This is a genomic window from Segetibacter sp. 3557_3, from assembly GCF_004354985.1.
Lineage (GTDB): Bacteria > Bacteroidota > Bacteroidia > Chitinophagales > Chitinophagaceae > Segetibacter.
In genome coordinates, this window is the sequence record NZ_SMSK01000029.1 from 25,513 (window position 1) to 42,098 (window position 16,586).

The 16,586-nt window shown below is 40.8% G+C and carries 17 protein-coding genes; 9 read left to right on the plus strand and 8 right to left on the minus strand.

Annotation, left to right across the window (positions count from 1 at the left end; all coding sequences use genetic code 11):
* Window positions 1-11: 11 nt before the first annotated feature.
* The 5 genes from EXU57_RS24270 (at window position 12) to EXU57_RS24290 (ending at window position 4,218) form a co-directional block, all read left to right on the plus strand.
* Window positions 12-722 carry a hypothetical protein gene (locus EXU57_RS24270; protein ID WP_133270867.1) on the plus strand — a complete coding sequence of 237 codons (711 nt, stop codon included), beginning with the start codon at window positions 12-14 and terminating at the stop codon, window positions 720-722.
* Window positions 723-1,489: 767 nt separating this feature from the next.
* On the plus strand, window positions 1,490-1,795 hold the full coding sequence (locus tag EXU57_RS24275; protein ID WP_133270868.1) for a hypothetical protein: 306 nt from the start codon (window positions 1,490-1,492) through the stop codon (window positions 1,793-1,795).
* Between the two features lie 534 nt (window positions 1,796-2,329).
* Window positions 2,330-3,193 (plus strand): hypothetical protein, encoded by an 864-nt coding sequence (locus EXU57_RS24280; protein WP_133270869.1) that lies wholly within the window; start codon window positions 2,330-2,332, stop codon window positions 3,191-3,193.
* Window positions 3,194-3,206: 13 nt separating this feature from the next.
* The gene (locus EXU57_RS24285; protein WP_133270870.1) at window positions 3,207-3,566 is read left to right on the plus strand and encodes a hypothetical protein; all 360 of its coding nucleotides are present in this window, start codon (window positions 3,207-3,209) and stop codon (window positions 3,564-3,566) included.
* 1 nt (window position 3,567) lies between these two features.
* A complete protein-coding gene (locus EXU57_RS24290; protein WP_133270871.1) occupies window positions 3,568-4,218 on the plus strand; it encodes a hypothetical protein in 651 nt (216 codons plus the stop codon).
* A gap of 109 nt (window positions 4,219-4,327) precedes the next feature.
* Here the strand turns inward: EXU57_RS24290 and EXU57_RS24295 are convergent, their stop codons facing one another.
* From EXU57_RS24295 to EXU57_RS24305, 3 genes are all read right to left on the minus strand, one after another.
* Window positions 4,328-4,642, minus strand: coding sequence for a transposase (locus tag EXU57_RS24295; protein ID WP_133270872.1), 315 nt, complete (start codon window positions 4,640-4,642; stop codon window positions 4,328-4,330).
* 32 nt (window positions 4,643-4,674) lie between these two features.
* Window positions 4,675-5,076, minus strand: coding sequence for a hypothetical protein (locus EXU57_RS24300; RefSeq protein ID WP_410528419.1), 402 nt, complete (start codon window positions 5,074-5,076; stop codon window positions 4,675-4,677).
* Between the two features lie 407 nt (window positions 5,077-5,483).
* Window positions 5,484-5,639 (minus strand): hypothetical protein, encoded by a 156-nt coding sequence (locus tag EXU57_RS24305; protein WP_133270873.1) that lies wholly within the window; start codon window positions 5,637-5,639, stop codon window positions 5,484-5,486.
* A 385-nt stretch (window positions 5,640-6,024) separates the two neighbouring features.
* Between EXU57_RS24305 and EXU57_RS24310 the strand changes: the two genes are divergently transcribed.
* Complete coding sequence (locus EXU57_RS24310) at window positions 6,025-7,017, plus strand: SMP-30/gluconolactonase/LRE family protein (RefSeq protein ID WP_133270874.1); 993 nt, start codon at window positions 6,025-6,027, stop codon at window positions 7,015-7,017.
* Window positions 7,018-7,029: 12 nt separating this feature from the next.
* Here EXU57_RS24310 and EXU57_RS24315 read toward each other — a convergent pair whose 3' ends face one another.
* Complete coding sequence (locus EXU57_RS24315; protein ID WP_133270875.1) at window positions 7,030-7,422, minus strand: hypothetical protein; 393 nt, start codon at window positions 7,420-7,422, stop codon at window positions 7,030-7,032.
* A gap of 187 nt (window positions 7,423-7,609) precedes the next feature.
* Between EXU57_RS24315 and EXU57_RS24320 the strand changes: the two genes are divergently transcribed.
* On the plus strand, window positions 7,610-8,140 hold the full coding sequence (locus EXU57_RS24320; protein WP_133270876.1) for a hypothetical protein: 531 nt from the start codon (window positions 7,610-7,612) through the stop codon (window positions 8,138-8,140).
* A gap of 92 nt (window positions 8,141-8,232) precedes the next feature.
* Here the strand turns inward: EXU57_RS24320 and EXU57_RS24325 are convergent, their stop codons facing one another.
* Entirely contained in the window at window positions 8,233-8,382 is a 150-nt protein-coding gene (locus EXU57_RS24325) for a transposase (RefSeq protein ID WP_133270883.1), read from the minus strand.
* 725 nt (window positions 8,383-9,107) lie between these two features.
* Here EXU57_RS24325 and EXU57_RS24330 point away from each other — a divergent pair.
* Window positions 9,108-11,015, plus strand: a complete 1,908-nt coding sequence (locus EXU57_RS24330) for a kelch repeat-containing protein (RefSeq protein WP_133270877.1) — start codon at window positions 9,108-9,110, stop codon at window positions 11,013-11,015.
* Window positions 11,016-11,382: 367 nt separating this feature from the next.
* Here EXU57_RS24330 and EXU57_RS24335 read toward each other — a convergent pair whose 3' ends face one another.
* A complete protein-coding gene (locus EXU57_RS24335) occupies window positions 11,383-11,892 on the minus strand; it encodes a hypothetical protein (protein WP_133270878.1) in 510 nt (169 codons plus the stop codon).
* A gap of 370 nt (window positions 11,893-12,262) precedes the next feature.
* Here EXU57_RS24335 and EXU57_RS24340 point away from each other — a divergent pair, with 370 nt between their 5' ends.
* Window positions 12,263-12,490 carry a hypothetical protein gene (locus tag EXU57_RS24340; RefSeq protein WP_133270879.1) on the plus strand — a complete coding sequence of 76 codons (228 nt, stop codon included), beginning with the start codon at window positions 12,263-12,265 and terminating at the stop codon, window positions 12,488-12,490.
* Between the two features lie 923 nt (window positions 12,491-13,413).
* On the opposite strand, the gene EXU57_RS24345 is transcribed toward EXU57_RS24340, so the two are convergent.
* A complete protein-coding gene (locus EXU57_RS24345; RefSeq protein WP_133270880.1) occupies window positions 13,414-13,614 on the minus strand; it encodes a hypothetical protein in 201 nt (66 codons plus the stop codon).
* Between the two features lie 69 nt (window positions 13,615-13,683).
* Window positions 13,684-16,335: a DNA ligase D gene (gene ligD, locus EXU57_RS24350; protein ID WP_133270881.1), complete on the minus strand. Its 2,652-nt coding sequence runs from the start codon at window positions 16,333-16,335 to the stop codon at window positions 13,684-13,686.
* Between the last annotated feature and the right edge of the window lie 251 nt (window positions 16,336-16,586).

Sequence of the window (16,586 nt, forward strand, 5' to 3'; positions counted from 1 at the left end):
TACTTACAACTATGGCTAAACAAAACGACAAAATGATCCAGGAACTCTCAGATATGTACCTTGAAAGCACCCCTTTTTTAATGGAATACCCGTGGGAGAAAGAGGGGGACCGCTGGGCTTTACTAGTGACCTGCATGTTTAGTGGGCTGGGGATAACACCGGAGCAATCGTCGCAAACCGTAGAAATCCTTCAAGACTTAGGTGTACTTACACCCAAGGCGTTAACTAATATGAATGATGAGCGAGTTAGTTTTGTTGAACAAGTGTTGTTGGTGCAGAATATTGAACCTGACGTGGCAAGCGTAGCAGTAAGGTCTCTTATAAAATTTGCAATGCTGGTTTGTAATAAATGGGAAGGGTACATTCAACGTTTTGTCCGACAGAGCGGGGTGGGCATGGTTAAAGAATTGAAAACTTCGCTGGAAAGTTGCGGTATAGACAACGCTCCCGCGCACAGGATTGCCGTTATATGGTTACAGAGTGTTTGTAATATTCCCATCATGTTGCCGGATGATCCTAACATAAAAGCATTCTGCTCTAAACATAAAGTGACGGAAAGCCAATTGATCGATATTTTAGACGACATTGGATTTAATGCTGGGTTGGCAGACGATTTACTTGCTCTCAATGGGGATGATTTGCGGGCCTCCCAACAAAAGAATGGCAAGGTCGCTTCGGGTGATAAAAATAAACTTGGGGTAAAAAAAAGAGGTGCTGTTTAAAATAAGCACGCTAGACATCCCAAGCTGCTTTAGCGTTTGTCCATTATTGTTTAAAACATTCAGCAAAGGAAAAAACTAAAATTAGGGTTTGTTCCTAGTAAAACAGGTTATAACGTTCGGTAACCCCCTCAACGCGTCGAGAAAGTTGATACTGTTTAATTTCCATAGACTAATATCGTCTTCTTCTCTTTAAACCTCACATACGGGAACTTTTGCATAATACCCTGTATAACTTTTTCCCCTAAAACGACTTTCGCAATAATCCACCAATAAACTTATTCTAGCAGGTAAGCGGTAGATGTTATTCAGAAGGAATTCGTGTGCAAGAATTGCTGTTGCTCGGTTAATCCAAACCGACAGTGAGCTGGATCGTGTTTGTTTAAAAAATGAATTTGATAAGAAAGAAAGTAGCATCTTTTGGCCAAATGTTGGGCCCGGTACAAAAAATGAAAACAGTGAGTTAGCCTGCAATTTTAATTTTTTACCCTAGACTGCAACAGTGTAGGTTTAATTATGTCCGGTTGCCTTAAGTGTATCTGACAGTTGCATAAAAGTACCTCAAGACAAACATCCCATCAAGTCTGGGTTGACTTTTCTGAATTTACACGTTGGTGTCCTTTGCAATCATCTTCTTGGATAACCGCTTGCTTGATTCTGCCTGTTTCCTCATCTATCCACAAGCCATAGACATTACTGGCCGTTGTAACGTACTTGCCTTGTGGTTGTTTGAATCTATCTATAAGCTTTAGGAATGTAATTTATAAATTATGAAAATAGACTCAAACTTTGACTCATTATCGATAGAACGAATCGAAAAAAGGATAGTCAGACTCCGTCAGCAAATGAAAGCTTCGATTATTGACGAAGAACAAAGGAAGTTTGCGCAGGTTATTGTTCAATTAGAGCAAATTTTAGAAAGCCGTGCTAAAAGAGCAGCAGATGAAAAGGAGCGAACAAAATTGCAAAACGCTGTGCATTGGTTTAAAGTAAAAGCTGTTGATTTAACAACTGAAAACGATAGAGAGGAATTCAAAGAAGTTATTAAAAAATTAGAAAAGCTTTTTGGCTTATGAATGCAGTTCACCATGTCTAACCCTAAGAGGCCGATCGATAATCTCCTTCAATCATTTTCTTACGAGCGGGAATGTTTTAGTAAGCCAGATTACAAACTCTTTTGGCAAGATGAGACCCGGAAGACCGAGAGGATTAAAGGTCACGAATTCAATACCTTGCTGTTTTGGCTTGGCCTAATATAGGAGAACTTCAAGCGGTTGCCCTGTCTCAGCACGTCCAGTGTCCGGTCCAAGTTTTAGGGGGGTGGTTTATGCCTTTGACCTAGCTGCAACCAAAAGTTACGGGGTTTGCAGAAGGGAAGATACGAATGACTAGCGGATTTAAGGTTCCGATCCATCTTCCGGAAACAACTAATTTTCAACAAAATTGGCTTCTTAAACCTCACGATCTTAGCAAGTGCTTGTGCTACCATTGTAACATAATCCTAGTTGTTTGCAAGCAGAAGTAAAACAGAGTCCAGCACTGCTTAAACACTTTAACGTTAGTGGCAATTTGAGAAACTCCAAATGAACTAAAATTTTAAACAAAAAAATATGATAACAGATTTACTATTCCAACTATTACAAGACACTAAGATTATTGATAAGTATCCCACGTCTGTAATTGATAAAATAAAATCAGAGATTGAAAATGACGGACTGTTTAAGGAGTTGGACATTATTTCGAAACAAAGGAACTATAATCCATTTAACGTTGAGAATTTGGTAAATAAAGTAAGTTCGTCAATCATAAGTCTAATTCAAAAAAGAGATGAGTTAAAAAATTTGGAAGTAACTCTTCTCAATACTTGTACAAATAAATTAATAACAAATAGTGTTAAGGAGAAAGATATTGCCTTAACCGACCTAGATAATAAAAAAAGAGACTTTTTAAACTCAAACTTAAACAAGCAAATTAGTGTATTAAATAATACTAAAAATATCACGGCAGCACCCGATTCGCTGAAGAAAGTAAAAGATTACGAATCTTCAAAAAATACAATAGTTACAACTTATATTAAAAAAGTCGATGAATTACAAGATAGGTATGAACAGTTAAATTATGTAGATGACTCGGGACTGAACTACCTAAACAGATATGTACAATTAAAAGAATTATACTGGGAAGATTTTAAGTCTTTTTTCAGCTTCTTAATTAGCCTTGATATAGGGTTAAAAACTGTATATAGTATAAACGAAGGACTTCCAAATTATAATAAATTTGTTTTACTCAATGATTATTATAAATGGTTCAAAAGAAGCTTAATAAAATTGGATCAACTTTTTGAAACTGACCAAGAGACTACTCTCTGTTTATCTTTAGCACATGGTGGAACTGTAAATGGAGCAGGCTTTATGGCTAGAATTCCTTTTTTTAAACGCGGAATTAAAGAAAAAAAATTCCGCTTTTACTTTTAACCTATCTAATATATTGGATCAAAAGACGATTCCTAGATTGCGTGGTATAGGCTTACTTCATAGCTTTGGTTCAACATCTTCGGGTAATCAAATTGAATCCATTTTTAATTGTAAATTACGAGTTCCAAAACAGAAAGATTTCAATAATGAAATTTGGGATGCAAAAGATTTAAATATCAATTCAATTCATATTTCTAAATATAATTCTTCATCAGATGAAATTATAAAATCAACAAGTTTTTTTAATTTCAATCCTTTGATTATTGACGACTGGAGTCTTACTGTTCCATTAGGAGACCAAATGGGGAACAATATTACTTCTGATGCAATACAAGACATTATATTGGTTTTAAAATTGGCGATAATTGATTAATATGAAGTACCAAACTTATTCTCAACAAGTAACTAGTAATGCATTAGACAATATTAATTATATTGGAAATGTAGGATCTCGAAATAGTTCTTTAAGTTATACAACAGAAGTTCCAAAGCCATTTTTAAATTATCCTAAAAACTACAATACTATACGAGGTGCAAGTAGTCTTTCGACTTTAACTTTTTTTACTGGAAGTTTGATTTTACAAGCGTTCTATTATTCCAATCTCAAACCTAGCATAGATTTGATATTAGACGATTATAATTACGGGAGTTTACGAGATGAAATAATAAATTATAGCCAAGATTTTGTAAAAGCCCATGAAAATTTAAATTCTAATACACAAGCCGGTGTACTTTTATTAATTGACAAAGATGGCTATGCACAAGTAATATTTACAGGATATGTAAGCCAAATATTTGATGAAAGTGGAGTTAAATATAATATTCGGATAAGCAAGAAATTATCTAATGAAGATTTTCAAACTTTAGAAAGAGATATTTATGAAATGGTCGACAGATATAATTTTGAAAACCTCTCTAACGATTGGTTTAACTCACCGGATTTTAATATGATTGTGCCAGGTCCTAGTGGTGGTACAGGACCTTACTATAATCCAAAAGAAAGAAGGCTTTATTGTATTGTTTAATTTAAAAAGAATAAACTGCCACTAACAGTGGTGGCTGATGCACAACTTACTTTTAAGTAAAGAATTGATACTTGGTGTTGCGACATTGATTTCTTAGGTTTTAGTCTGCTTAAGTTTGGATAGATCGTTGCATGATTATTAATAGGTGATGGTAGTAGCAAAGGAGCTCAAAAACGAACTTTTTAATCTTGATCTCCATTTCTTTTACGTTTGTTTTGCGGTTATTGTCTTTCCAGTTCAGGAGCTTCTTTACGTTGTACGCCACTGCAGCCATTAGCAGGCACTTGTTAGCTTGAATTATGCCTCTTGTATTTACTCTTTTCATCGCCAGGAAGTTTACCAAAGTCCCTATCACCGGTTCTACTGTTGAACTTCGAAGTTTTTTTAAACGTTTGGCTTTGTTTGTTTGAAGCCGTTCATGCATCCGGTCATAGTATTCTTTATCTATTGTATCATCTATTTTTTGAAATTACTCTTTCCAATGCAGGTGCTTCTTAGCGAGCAGTTTCCACAGTCTTTCGAACTGCTCCGGTAAACCTTCATTCGATACCCAAGGTTTGTAGTGTTTATTTTTTTGAAAGGGAGGTGAGCACCACGGCTGCAGGTATAACGGTCATTTTCCTGATCATAAGTAAAGCCCGGCCTGCTGGGTTTGTACAGTCCGAAGTTCGGGATGTATCCGGTAATATTCTTGCTCTCCAAATCCTTTAGTGCTTCCCCGCTGCTATAACCCGTGTCTGCGAGGATCTCTTCTACTTGTAGGCCGTTGTCACCTAAGTTATCAATGGTGTTTTCGAGAACAGATGGAAGGCACTGGCTGTCTTTTTTATCAGCATGATGTGTTTCAATGTTAGTGATGACATGATGAGCTGTGTCAACACTTACCTGTCCGAGGTAGTTTAATTGCCTTGGTTTGCCCTGTTTTAAGCTAACTCTTCCATCCGGATCTGTTGTACTAAAGTGGCTATGATTGCCAACATAACGTTATTGGTATTTTTCTTCACCTGCATCAACCTGCCTCTCCGTTTTGTCTTGCGCCAGGCATTCCTTTGTAAGCTTTTTCTTTCCAGGCATGATGTTGTTGTACGCTTTTGTTCCGTGCAGCACTTAATGTTTGAGCCTCAGCGGACACTACCGCGGTGGGTTCATCTTCGGTTAGATCAGCTGCATACTGATCACCATCGCTACGAATTCTTTTTCAGCAAGGCTGTCCATGCTTGCGTTTGCTTTTACAAATACGCTTTCAATGGCTTGTCTTTAACCAGCTACCAGGCCTTTTTCAATACATGCCTGAGTACATCTTTACAGAGTTGTTTGTAAACATCCTCTTCATATGACTGTCGTGTTCTGCTCAAGGTGCTCTGCCAGGGAAGTGTTTGATCAATGTCATAGCCAAAAAAGAAGAGCATATCAAAGCGCATGCTTACGGTATTGATGATGCGACGGTCTCGGGCAGTTTCTCGCGGTAGCCAATGAGTATAAGCTTTAAGAATACTATCGGATCAATGCTTTGCTGGTCTTCAATTTCATAGTATCAGGCGTTTGTTTATAGAGCCAGTTTAGAGCTAACAATGTCGTTAGCCTCCGATAGAAGTTGTCTACGCTGAGACGATCTAAAAATTGAAAGCACACTTCCATAAACCTGGGTTCAGCATGAAGAAAAACCTTTCTCTAATTGAACAAGATAGTTGGATGCTTGTTAGGTATTTCCCTATAACTGATCATACTGTTAAGTCTGTAGCCTAAACCTTTGCACAAATCAGTATTTGAACTTCAAAACATTCATCTAAAAAAAATTTTTGCTTCATGAAAAAAATATGCACGATTGCATTTGTTGGTGGAATTCTATTGTCAGCATGCTCAAAAACATCTCTTACCGACGAACAGCTTTTATCTCCACCCGACAACCAGGTTGCTAATGCAGCAAATCAATCCAACCAGGTACATGATATTGAATTTAACCAGGAAAATCTGTTTCCGGAAGGAGTGGTCTACGATAAGTTTAATAACCGCTTTTATGTAAGTAGTACTACCCGCGGCGATATTGGCATTGTTGGTGCCGATGGCAGTTATACTCCTTTTATTACCGATCCTGCGCTAATTGGTAGTACTGGTTTGGAAATTGATGAAGCCCGTAAGTTGCTGTATGTTTCCAATTCAAGTGCAGGCAGTGTTGGTATCTACAACATTAATACAGGTGAAAGGGTAAACTTTATTGACCTGAAACCACTGTCACCGGGTGCCCCGTTTTTTATAAACGATATAGCATTAGACCCCCAGGGTAACGCTTACGTTACCAACAGTCGCACCCCGGTAATTTATAAAATAAGCGTTGATGGAACTGCCAGCATTTTTTTCCAGGATGCAGCTTTTGCAACTACTGGCTTTGGGTTCAACGGCGTTGAGTATGGAAACCAAAATGGAGGCTTTTTACTGGTGGCTTTTTCTGTCAACAACCAGGTGATTAAGTTTCCTGTTGCAAACCCTGCTAGTTACAATATAGTTACTTTAAACGCACCATTGGCTGGTCCTGATGGTTTGTTGTTAAGCAAAAACGGTAAAGACTTAATTGTAGTAAGCAATGCAAGTGGCGGCAATGGCAGGGTTACCACATTTACTTCAAAGAATAAATGGGAGAGTGGTGTTGCCGTAAACAACTTTGAGACTGGGGCTGTGTTTCCAACGACCGCAACTACTACGGGCAAAAGCGTTTTTGTATTGTATGCCTATTTAAACAGGCGTGCAGTGGGCCAATCAGTATATACCATAAAGCAAATACCCGGCACTGAGAAGTTTTAAAATCTAACCTACTTACTTTTTCTCAAAATGTTTCAATAAGAGCTTTGGTGAAAACCAGGGCTTTTTTGTTTTAAATCCCCCTCCTTCGCCAGTGTAGGTGTTGTCCATGTGCATGAGTGCGGGAAAAGTTTTAGTGCTTTGTCTTGCCGGGTCTCCTTCACAGCCCTTGTGTAAACGCCAAGGTACCCCGGCATTTTGCTGATAGATGCGACGGTCACTGGCAAGTTTCTTCAAATAGCCAATGAGAATAACCTTAAAGAATACTACAAGATCAATGCTTTGCTGGCCTTTAATTCTAAAGTATTTGGCTGTACGCTTATAGAGCCACTGAAGATCAAGCAATGTTAGCCAACGCCGATTACAAATGCCGGCGTTGAAAAGAACATCGGTTCTAAAAATGATCATTATTACTAATGAATGGATCGGACTCGTTCACCTCTTATTGTAGTTGATCCATCTTAATTCCGTTCTTTTAATTCTTTATTTTATTATTTTGACTTTTGTCAAGTAACTGTCCCTGCCATTTAGCGAATTTGTTGGAGCAATGTATCTTTCAATAAGACGAAATTAAATCATACAAAAATAACCGCACATGAAAACATTACTATGTTTATTTATTTTAGTAACACAGTTGTGCATTATAGCCGGAGCTCAAAAGACCTTTTTACGGATTTATAATAGCTCAGGCAACAGGGTGCTCAGCGGGTTCTATGGTGGCGCTACTGACAGCTCCGTATATGTTTACAAAAGCAAAACCGAAAGCTCGGTCAACGTGTATCGAAACAAGGAGAAAGTAGAAATCCTCATTTCGGATATTGGTAAAATAAGAACAAGGAGAAGCGTTTCGCGCAATACAGCGATAGGCGCCTTAGTAGGAGCAGCATCCCTTGGCATTTTAGGTACACTTGCAGGAGAAAAACCTCAAGCAGGTTCCCTTAGTTTTTCATCAAAAAGCTTAATGGGGCTCGGAATATTTTTCGGGTCGTTGACCGGCGCTGCTGTTGGATCAGCATTACCAGGACGTAGGCTAAGAGTAGTGTTTAACTTAAACGGAAGCAGCGCAAAGTGGAGGGAGCTAAGAAGTGCAGCTGAAAAAGCCCAAACCTTAATCAAGTTTGAATAAAAGTCGTATTACGTAGCGCTTCCAACCCGTCGTCACCTAAATGGTGAATAGTGTTTTCGAGAACAGGTGGAAGGCACTGGCGGTCTTTTTGATCAGCATGATGGGAGGCTTCCATCAATGTCATCGCCAATAGAGAAGAGCATATCCATTCGCCTGCGTACGGTTTTGATGATGCGACGGTCACTGGCAAGGTTCTCTAGGTAGCCAGTGAGTATAAGCTTAAAAAATACAACCGGATCAATGCTTTGCTAGCCTTCAATTCCATAGTATCCGGCGTTTTGTTTATACAGTTATTTAAAATTTGATGATGTCGTTAGCCTTCGATAAAAGTTATCTATGGGGATCCGATCTGATAATTGAAGGGAATCATGGTAACCAAAAGGCGGCATGTTTGACCAATTTCCCCGTCATAAATGGGCCTGTCTTCTTTGGGCGTATAATCTCGACCGGCAATTGTTAATCATCCGCAAGTATAAGGGAGGCTCCTATTTATAAAGCATTTTTTACCTCATCAACTAACAGCCTCAGATAAATTAAACATTGATAGAAGGCACTTTTCAACAATGGCTTTGCAGCGCTGGAACTTGAGCTGATTGCACCCCCTGGCAAGCTGCAAAAAAGCAACGGTTGATGAACCCGGCGCTTTAACGGGCACGGGAACATGAAGATCAATATCACCAACATAAATAATAGCTGTGCGGTTTTTACAAAATATGCAGCGTTTCAAGAGGGTGGTGATAGAACTTGCACAACACGCATCAATATACTCCTTGTTTCTGTGTTCTATTGCAGTGTTATGCCTGTTGAAATTTGTGTGATTCACATTGTGAAAGCCAGATTATTCCTGGCATTACACTTATGTTTGAAGCGCATGGTTTGATGATAAAAGACATTCGAACATGTTCTGTCTTATTCATAGATTTAGTTCGATATACCTACAACAACCCAAAGTCCGTTATAATAAAATATGAAAGTCATTTCCAAACTGATTAACGCTTCTTTATGCCTCTTTCTAGTCTTTTCTTCAAACGCCCAGATTACTACCTCTTCTCAATGGACATGGATGAAGGGAGAAAACGTATTAAACTCACCCGGTGTATACGGAACTAAAGGCATCGCAGCACCTGCTAATACACCAGGGGCACGCAGCCAAGGCATGAGCTGGACAGATGCGGCAGGTAATTTCTGGCTGTTTGGTGGGGTGGATGATCTTGGCAATCCTCCATTTGACAAATCCTTCAACGACCTCTGGAAGTATAGCATTATAACAAATCGTTGGACATGGATAAGCGGCGACAATGTAACTAAACAGCCCGGCGTATATGGCACAGCAGGAACTGCAGCTGCGGGTAACAAGCCTGGTGCAAGATTCGGAAGCTCAACCTGGACGGATGTAGCCGGCAATTTGTGGCTTTTTGGGGGTCAAGGGCACTCATCTAGCGGATTTGGTACTTTAAATGATCTTTGGAAATACACCCCGGTTACGAATGAATGGACATGGGTAAATGGATCAAATTCTGCATTTGCGCAAGGGGTGTATGGCATCCGGGGTATTCCTGCTGCGGCCAACAGGCCGGGGGCAAGGCAGGGTAGTGTTACCTGGACAGATCTCTCCGGTAATTTCTGGCTGTTTGGTGGAATTTCGAATTCTTATTTCAACGACCTATGGAAATATAACCCTGTGACTAACGAGTGGACATGGATAAATGGCGCAAATACCGTGAACCAGGAGGGGGTATACGGGACGTTAGGTGTAGCGGCACCGGGTAACAGACCTGGTGCGAGAGGTTACAGCGCAACGTGGACAGATGCACTTGGCAACTTCTGGTTTTACGGCGGGTATGGTTATTCCTCTTTCAATTATTATGCAAAAAATGACTTGTGGAAATACGACCCGCTTACTAATCTCTGGACTTGGGTAAATGGAGGAACTGGTCACAATGAGCAAGGAGTATACGGCACACAGGGTATTGCTGCTCCAACGAACAGGGTGGGTGCAAGGTTGAGGAGCGTTGCCTGGTCAGATGATTACGGCAACTTCTGGCTTTTTGGAGGGTTTAGTTCTTCAAGTTATGAAAGTGATCTTTGGCGATACAATCTTGCTACTAACCTTTGGACATGGATGAACGATGTGATTAGCACATTTGGGACTTATGGCACACCTGGCGTTGCTTCCGGTAACGTGCCGGGTGCAAGATCATCGGCCAGCAGCTGGAAAGATGCCTCGGGAAACCTTTGGCTCTTCGGCGGAAGAGGCTATGCAGCCACGGCTTCAATCGGAACATTAAATGACCTTTGGAGATTAAACTCCTTAGGTGTGTTGCCAATAACCTTTAGCAGTTTGAAAGGCTACCAGGAAGGAAACCATATTGCAGTACAATGGACGGTGGAAAATGAAACCGGCATCAAACAATACGAAATAGAAAAGTCATCAGATGGCATCATGTTTTCCAAAGCTGCAGTGGAGATGGCCAAGAACAATACTTCCGGCACGGCAACCTATGCGTGGGTAGATGTAAATACATCGTTGGGCAACAGATATTACCGCGTGCGCAGCACGGGTACGGGGGGAGAAGTTAAGTACAGCCAGGTAGTAAAAGTCGCATTAAGCAATGTTAGGCGCGGGTATGCGGTATATCCCAATTCGGTAACCGGCAGCACTCTGGTTCTCCAATTCATAAATCAGCCAAAGGGATCGTACGAGGTGCAAATGCTCAATGCGTATGGCCAGTTGATACAGGCCACAAAAATAACCCACCCAACAGGCAGCAGTACACACATTATAAAATTCAGGAGCAACATCAGCAAAGGCAATTATACTCTCAAAGTAATTGCCCCTGATAACAGCAGGCAATCGTTTAGGATTATGTACTAAAAAAAATGTATGGCACAATGGGCTAATACATGTCTCGTCTCATTACTTTTAGTAATAGTCAACACAGGTCTCTACTGTTGGACACACCAGAGCAACGTTGCAAGATCCTTATGGTTTGATTAGATAAAATCGAAGTCAAGTGGGAAGGCATGGGTTATATTTAAGCAATGTGTTTGAAGAACTAACTTAGCATGAAATGCCAACTGGCTTCAAGAAAAAATAGGAGTTCAAGATTAAGAATGGAATAAAGAGGGAGGCGATTTGAAAATCATGGTTGGAACTTCATTCAAAAAACTCATATTGTTGTAATATTTCCTGAGCTGTTTCAAAAGAGTTATACGGAGGGTGCAAATTTGGGTTGTGGTAATTATCTTCCCATTCCGACTACTACACACACTTGCCGGTCCATACGACCTACCCCAAGGCCGCTCTCTAGATCATGCGCTTTAAAAACGTGAGAATTCACATTTAGTTTTTGGCTTTGCAAAAATTTGGCTATTTCGTTACCAAAAATAGATGCTTCGCGATCGCCTTTTTCTACCCAAACCATTATATGAGAACCGGGCGTATATTCCTTTTCAAATCCTTCCTTAATGAGTCTTAATAATTCCAGTTTTTGCTTTGCGCCTAATATTCGTTGCTTTATATTCACCTCGTATTTATCATCTTTAATTATTCGGTGATCAGTCCGTTTGTTCACATTGGTTAGCCCAATCGTCTCTTGCGCCAGATGGTCAGGGACATTTAGAGGAATAACATTACGGGGTACTTTAGTAGCGTTAGAGTAAAACACGGTTACTGCAAAAAAAAGACAGTATATCAAAACAATTGTGTTTATTATTCTAGCGCATCCAGATCTTATTCCTTTATTTGCCATCGATCATAGTTTAGGCCTTTTTACAATATAAGGTTAACAGAATAAACCTCCAAGTAAAACTAAAATCGATTATCCTAATTGAACGTCGGATATCATTATGACTCAGCTGTTATGGTAGTCTTATAGGATAGCGCCTGCTATTATAGACGAGATGGTAATAGCATTCACAGGCGTTCATATTTAAATTGTGCGTCACGAGCCTTCAGTCTCAGTCACGAAAATTAAATTCTTATCAAAACATAAATAAGGAGTTTAGATAGTCGACCCTTAAAAACCCTGTAAGCTAGGACTGACGTTGGTTTTAAGGGTTTCTGCCAGTAAAAGTTACACGTATATTTGAAAAACTCTCAAAAAGCTTGCAATTTACTGTATGCTTTCTACTCAAAAACGCAATCCGCAACTTGGGTTGTTTCACGGTCTGGCTGATCAGGTAGATCAGAAACATCCATTATACTTGCTGGCTAATAAAATAAACTGGGAATTGTTTGACACCAGTTTCAAGAAGCATTACAGCGCGAAAATGGGCAAACCTTCTAAGCCGATCCGCTTGATGGTTTCTTTGCTGATGTTAAAGTACCTGCGTAATGTACAAGCATAATGGAGACCGTTTGCCACACATCAGAATGATGCATTGAGGCTCCATACGTTATTTCAGTGAAGAGCTAACGGTTTCAATAAGCATTGGCCGGGGATGCTTAATACCGTAGGAAATGGATACTGCAGATAATTGAAATTGTTTTATTTGTATGTCTTGCAAGTCTTCCCTTGCCTCATCCTGCATCAAGTTCAATTACTCTTCGTAATTTACAGCGGAATATTTCCTGCTGTTTGCTTTAAATGTTACACGTAGTTTGACCTATTTCATGAGCAAATATTCACTTTTGCCAAACCTGGCAGACCGGGAACGTAGCGTTTAAATTAAACGCCGGTTCTAACTAGCTATTCAGGAAATCTATCAAAAGCTATATCCAAATATGACCCAAGCCAAAATCGTCGCTAACTTAGGTTTCTATGCCTCGAACTAGTCAAAACTCAAGGCTAGATCCGGAACTTGCCCGATCTTGGATCATTGTGGTCTTCTTTGTGAAACTAATAAGATTTCTTGAAGCCTGGGTACTCTTCAAAAAAGAGGACCAATGAGATCGGTTGAAAGCAGCCAGAACGACTGGTCTGCTGCTAATCACCTTCAGGAGGCTCTGAGACTACTCGGTAAAAAGCGACCATCAGGTTTCCAAAACAAACGCCGCAGTAGGCCAAACGTCCGAAGTCTTGGGAGCACCGGCGATTTAGAATTGGATGCTCAAGGCATCATTCTGTCTACCTAAAGGATGTTCCGAGAGAGGATGGGCATGCTTCAGAGGGTCAAGATTTCCATCTTAAGCATCAGAGTGGTGTTCAAACGAATTATAATAGTAGTGTACCTGGAATTAAAAGAAAGCCCTGGCTTAGGCCTCAATACTTAGACCTTTGATTTAGTGATGTCGCTCTGCTCACGGCTGAAAAGCTGCACTTCTTCCCCGTTTAATCGGTTCCTTTATAGCGTGTCATTTTGCGCTGTCTTTGTTCCATCACCGTTTTATTTGTGAGCACTACTGAAAGCACATACACATCTTGATCATAACTTATCTCCTGAACTTGCCGGGTGATCTCAGATGCAAATCCAACCTGTGGATCACTTACGACCTCTTCTGCAACTTCAATTAATTTGGTGATGTCTAACATTGCGGTTAATTGGTTTTATTTTGATTGTGGTAAACGATTATTTTTCCTTTAAGATGCCTTAAGCTAGCCTCAGAGGAGACTGGACAGAACTTTGGCGTTACTGTTTGCAACTTTTTGATCCTGCACCTTTGAAAACAGATCTCCTTTTTTCCGTAGTCTGGTTAGTATGTTTTCCATTGTAAACAATCCTGGTTCAAGCCCTGCTTTTATTTCTTTCCACTCCAGTGGTGTTGACACCTGTGGCACGTGGTAAGGTCTTACACAATAGGGTGCAGCTACGGTGTCCGCTACATCATTTTGGTTTGGATCAATGTATAGTTTGTCACCGCGTTTAGAAACGGTCACTTCCGTTGTTGTTATATCTGGTACAAGCTTGTGCACCTGCTCACAAATGTGTTCGGCAATCTTCCGTGCCTGTGGGAAGGAAAAACCTTGACATGGAAGATAAAGATGAAGACCGGTTTTGCCCGACGTTTTTGGGAAAGCTTTAAGCTTTAATTGATCAAATACTTGTTTTGCAGCTTGTGCTGTGGTAATGGCTTTTTTAAAGTCTTCATCTGAAGGATCCAGGTCAATGATAATATAATCTGGTTGCTGGTAGTTATGAGTGCGGGAAGTCCATGGATTGATGTCAATACAGCCAAGGTTAGCCATGTACAACAAAGTAGCTTCATCATTACAAACAAGGTAATCAATCTGGTCCCGCTTTCCCTTTTTCTTATGCTTTCGCTCAGTAGGAAACAGCTCTGCCCACTCAGGTTGTCGTCCTTCCATATCCTTGATATATATTCCCGTAGCTCCCGGACCATTATGCTTGATGTGCAGCGATTGTGGCCGGTCTTTGAGATAGGGGAGTATGTAGTCTGCAATGTTGTGGTAATAGATGATCAGGTCACTTTTAGTCACACCCTTCCAGAGTTGCCGTTCGACATTCGTCAATCTCAGATCCTTACCCTCAATGGTAAAAACTTCCTCGCTGGTAATCTGCTGTGCCTCCAGCTCTGGCCAGTTGCTGTCGGCTATTGTTGTGGGTGGAGTAGCTATAGGCTTGTTGGTAGTCTGGGCAGCTTTGACTGGTGCATTCTTCTTCTCTTTGATAACTTTTGCCTCCTCCTTTTCTGTTAGCGGCACCTCCCGGGAGATTGTTTGAGCTGGCTTGTCATCTCTAAAGCCGAGAAAGACTGCTGGTTTCCTGATCTTTTTGGCAGTTGTCCAGGTCGCAAACTGTATGTTAGCCACAAGCTCCGGTTTGATATAGTGAACCGGCGTGTCGGTGTCTACCTGGTTTACAAACGGATTTTCTATAATTTCAAGCTTCTTCAAACGGCTCAGAATGCGCTTTCGGTCTTCATCTTTAAAGCCGTGGCCAGCATGGCCGATATAGGTGAGCGATCCGTTTTCATAAGCACCAAAAACAAGCGAGCGAAAGGCGTGGCCGGATGCACTTTCTGTCCAGCCGCCTATTATAAATTCCTGCCGGATACTGGTGGGTAGCTTAAGCCAGTAATTTCCACGTTTCCCTGGCTGGTAGATGCTGTCCTTTGCTTTGTAAACAATACCTTCCAGGGCCGACTCCTTGATAACATCAAACATAAGTAAGCCCTCTTCCAGATCCTCGCTAAACCTGATATAATCACTCTCCCTTACCAGTTCACGGAGTATTTTCCGCCTGTTCTCCAAAGTAACCTCCATTAGGTCATATCCATCCAGCCACACCAGGTCAAATACATAGTAGACTAGCCGGGCAGCTGCCTTGTTTCGCCGATACCGCTGCAAGGCATCGAAGTCCGGGTGCCCGTTTTCATTTAATACCACTATCTCCCCATCAATAATGAAATCCTTTCCTAGGGATTTAAGCGGTGTCAGCAGTATTTCATAATCCTTTGTATAATTCAACCCACCGCGTGATTGCAGCTTCACTTCGCCGTTCTTGCACCAGGCTAGCACCCTATAGCCATCCAATTTAAGTTCATATATCCACCCTGGCTCATTAAATGGCTTTTGGATGAGCCGGCACTCCATGGGTGCAAGGTTATCCGGCATAGGCGCCTTTACGGCTCCTGGAACGTCACTTGGATTACTTTCGCTCTTAGCAGACTTTTCAGGCTTGCCAGTGCGATTACTTTGCCACGCGGCTGCATTGGGATCTTCAGCTACCTGTTCAATAGTGCGTCCAGACAACACAGACGTATCCTTTTTAATGATATCGCTTTTCAAAACATAACGGTCTGGTTGTTTTACCAGGTACCAGGACTTCTCATCTTTATCCTTTGCACGACTAATTTCGAACTTGCCTTTAAGTTTACTGCCATGTAGGATAAAGCTGATCTTCCCCTTATAGTACTGGCTTAATAGGGAGTGTTCCTGCGCCTTCTTATCTTTCTCCTTTATCAAGGTTGTTTCAAAAACACCGGCATCCCACACGATTACCGTTCCTCCGCCATATTGCCCTTTAGGTATAATACCCTCGAAATGCAGGTAATCAAAAGGATGATCTTCGGTTTGCATGGCAAGTCGACTTTCACCAGCTTTCATGGAAGGACCTTTAGGGACTGCCCAGCTGATCAAGACACCCCTGACCTCTAGTCTGAAATCATAGTGTAGGTGGGAAGCAGCATGTTTCTGGACGACAAACTGCAGATTACTGTCGTCGGGCTGCCCACCTGTGGGTTCAGGTGTTTTGCTGAAGGCGCGTTTGCTATTGTACGTTTCTAAGCTCATGGCTGAATTCTGCTTACTTGAGGTAGTAATAAGCAAAACAAAATCGTACCATTTAAGGGAAGTCTGATTACCGAGACACTTGAATATTAGAGCTGTAACTACAAGGAGCAATTTGTTCAAACACTGAGGCTAATGGGAACAAACATTATTGTCTGTAGACCTAAGTTGTCCTGCGGAGAGATAGAGATAGAAGATGATTTTCTCGGATATAGAGTAGCAATAAGTAAAGGCTAATAACTCGAAAAAAGCTG

Bases quoted from the DNA above. Each gene is read 5' to 3' on its own strand.
- EXU57_RS24310 (WP_133270874.1), top strand. From the start codon at position 6,025: ATGAAAAAAATATGCACGATTGCATTTGTTGGTGGAATTCTATTGTCA.
- EXU57_RS24280 (WP_133270869.1), top strand. From the start codon at position 2,330: ATGATAACAGATTTACTATTCCAACTATTACAAGACACTAAGATTATT.
- EXU57_RS24270 (WP_133270867.1), top strand. From the start codon at position 12: ATGGCTAAACAAAACGACAAAATGATCCAGGAACTCTCAGATATGTAC.
- EXU57_RS24290 (WP_133270871.1), top strand. From the start codon at position 3,568: ATGAAGTACCAAACTTATTCTCAACAAGTAACTAGTAATGCATTAGAC.
- EXU57_RS24275 (WP_133270868.1), top strand. From the start codon at position 1,490: ATGAAAATAGACTCAAACTTTGACTCATTATCGATAGAACGAATCGAA.
- EXU57_RS24335 (WP_133270878.1), bottom strand. From the start codon at position 11,892: ATGGCAAATAAAGGAATAAGATCTGGATGCGCTAGAATAATAAACACA.
- EXU57_RS24330 (WP_133270877.1), top strand. From the start codon at position 9,108: ATGAAAGTCATTTCCAAACTGATTAACGCTTCTTTATGCCTCTTTCTA.
- EXU57_RS24345 (WP_133270880.1), bottom strand. From the start codon at position 13,614: ATGTTAGACATCACCAAATTAATTGAAGTTGCAGAAGAGGTCGTAAGT.
- EXU57_RS24295 (WP_133270872.1), bottom strand. From the start codon at position 4,642: ATGCATGAACGGCTTCAAACAAACAAAGCCAAACGTTTAAAAAAACTT.
- ligD (WP_133270881.1), bottom strand. From the start codon at position 16,335: ATGAGCTTAGAAACGTACAATAGCAAACGCGCCTTCAGCAAAACACCT.
- EXU57_RS24340 (WP_133270879.1), top strand. From the start codon at position 12,263: ATGCTTTCTACTCAAAAACGCAATCCGCAACTTGGGTTGTTTCACGGT.
- EXU57_RS24315 (WP_133270875.1), bottom strand. From the start codon at position 7,422: ATGATCATTTTTAGAACCGATGTTCTTTTCAACGCCGGCATTTGTAAT.
- EXU57_RS24320 (WP_133270876.1), top strand. From the start codon at position 7,610: ATGAAAACATTACTATGTTTATTTATTTTAGTAACACAGTTGTGCATT.
- EXU57_RS24305 (WP_133270873.1), bottom strand. From the start codon at position 5,639: ATGCGCTTTGATATGCTCTTCTTTTTTGGCTATGACATTGATCAAACA.